The organism is Shewanella sp. A22, assembly GCF_053850585.1.
The window spans coordinates 1-2,276 of sequence record NZ_JBSQBN010000223.1 but is presented as its reverse complement, the minus strand read 5'-3'; the positions used below and the strand labels follow the sequence as shown (position 1 = coordinate 2,276).

Here is a 2,276-nt window from a genome sequence, read left to right as displayed (position 1 = left end):
AATGGTTTACCTTGCCATAAAAGAAGCCAGTAAAAAATGGACCATGCCCATTCGAAACTGGCGTACTGCGATGAATCGATTTATTATTGAATTCGAGGACAGAATTGTGAAGTATATTAACTAAATTACAGTTACACAGAATCTGTTACACCCTCCGACAATTTGACAGCTAACCAATATCCGACATAGATGCATTTTTAATTTATCTAAATTTGACTGCAAAAGCAGTCAAATAAAGTCGGCTCGCCTATTGACTGGCAGGTGGAATATATATGTTAGCCGATTATTAATCGACTAAGCTGATTTTCCTAATACATTATCTTTGAACATGTTTGCAACTATTTTAACAGCCCTTTTACGTGAAACGAATCGGGGTATTAAAGCGACTAAGTAATTAATTGTTCCCGATACTGTATAGATTCTATTTTTTGTGTAAGCCGTGAGTGCTGAACTGACTACCTCACTTGCAGGAGCTAAGTTCATATTGGATGTATCAGCATTAGCATTTTCCATAAAGCGAGATTCTGTCGTTCCAGGACACAACGCCATGACGCGAATATTTGTATTTAATAACTCTCCTGTAAGAGCCTCTGAAAAGCTTAATACAAAAGCTTTAGATGCACCATAAACAGTTTGATATGGTAAAGGTTGAAAAGAACCAATAGAAGCCACGTTAATAACTCCGCCACTATTTTTATTTATCATTGCAGGTAAACATAAATGACTAAGCTCTACTAATGCATTAATATTTAACATCAACATTTTATGATAAGTTTCAAAGCTCTCATCAGAAAACTCACAAAACTTTCCAAAACCAGCATTATTAATCAAATAATCAACCGACAGCCCTAAATCATTTATTTTTCCGAATAATTGTTTGGCACCATTGATTTCACTTAGGTCGACAGGAACCGTTTTAATCCAAATATCCGTATGTTCAGACATTAACTCTTCCGCTAAGGTTATTAGGTCGCTATGCGTTCTAGCGGTTAAAATTAAATTAGCCCCTTTCCTAGCAAGTTGTTTCGCAAACTCTTTCCCAATACCTGATGAGGCGCCTGTTATTAATATGGTTGTGTCTTCAAAATTCAGTTTTTTCATTACAAATAATCCAGTCAGCTAATTACAAACTAACTGTAACCCTTACCCTTAAGGGTAAGGTCAAGTGAACTCTTTAACTAAATCAACTTTAAATGTCTTCAAGTTTTCAGCTTTGAGCAAAAGCGCTTCAGCTTCTTGTTTAAAGTCTGATATTTTCTTATCTATTAGTCCATGAACCAAATCAATAGGAAGTTTCTTTTCCTTCGTTTTTTTAGAAACTATATCTTTGATTTCAAAGAGGTTAAACCCAAGAGTTTTAGCGCGACAAATCATACTTATTACCATTACATCATGGTCATTATAAATACGATAGCTACCTTTTCTGTCTGGAGGCATTATTAAACCAATTGACTCATAGTGCCGAATAGCTTTACGAGTTGCTCCCGTCAGTTCAGAAACACGACCTATTAACATAGTAACCCTCATGAGTGATAGAATAAATGATCACCTAACGCCCTAAGAATAACATAGAACATAATCATCAAACATTATCAATAACTTATAGTAAGTTTGTTCTTTTGACCCTTATATTTGGTTTTTGATTAAGTCGTTTTTATCTTTTGACCTAATGATATTATAAAACTAACGATGCCATCCACTCTCTCGATATCTAACTAACAACACTCCCAATATCACAGGGCTACCGCATGAGTGTTTGATTTTTAACCGAACTACTCAATCCAGCCTTTAATACTGCTTCAAGCATCGATGGATTCATCATGCATCGCTTTTGTTTTCCAACAATGCTTATCTTGGTCGACTCTGCTCGTAACATATTCAAACTCATATGACGCAGACATGACATATTTTCCGCTCCGTGAGCATTGTATATCTGACATGCATCCTCACTCATACTGACATCAAGCACCCAATGCATTGATTCGATCCCCCAATGCTCTCGAACGGCTATCGCTGCTTGTTCGGCACTTAGCTCCTTAGAGCTGATGTAATAACGGTACTCAAGCTCGATTGGTTTTCCTTTCTCAAGGCGACAATTTTCAACCATAACGATATTTTTTAACCCTTTCCACCTTGAAAAGTCACCGACTAAGTTTGTACTGTCAATAACATAGCACTGGCGACACTCTGTACGCCCATGACCCTGTTCAATTGTGGATTTGTCCGTATTGCTGGAGCGCTGGAAAGAGAAGGCTTTTACTATCGCTTCGCGTAAT

At 36.9% G+C, this 2,276-nt stretch carries 3 protein-coding genes; all 3 read right to left on the bottom strand.

Annotated features, from left to right (window positions below):
- Positions 1 to 294: 294 nt before the first annotated feature.
- Entirely contained in the window at positions 295 to 1,101 is an 807-nt protein-coding gene (locus ACWXWT_RS20345; RefSeq protein WP_456043386.1) for an SDR family NAD(P)-dependent oxidoreductase, read from the bottom strand.
- Positions 1,102 to 1,161: 60 nt separating this feature from the next.
- On the bottom strand, positions 1,162 to 1,515 hold the full coding sequence (locus tag ACWXWT_RS20340) for a MerR family transcriptional regulator (protein WP_456043385.1): 354 nt from the start codon (positions 1,513 to 1,515) through the stop codon (positions 1,162 to 1,164).
- Between the two features lie 226 nt (positions 1,516 to 1,741).
- The coding region (locus ACWXWT_RS20335; protein WP_456043384.1) for an ISAs1 family transposase at positions 1,742 to 2,276 on the bottom strand (535 nt) is incomplete at its 5' end.

What these genes read in the sequence shown, in the direction of transcription:
- ACWXWT_RS20345 (WP_456043386.1), bottom strand. Translation starts at nt 1,101, where the DNA reads ATGAAAAAACTGAATTTTGAAGACACAACCATATTAATAACAGGCGCC.
- ACWXWT_RS20340 (WP_456043385.1), bottom strand. Translation starts at nt 1,515, where the DNA reads ATGTTAATAGGTCGTGTTTCTGAACTGACGGGAGCAACTCGTAAAGCT.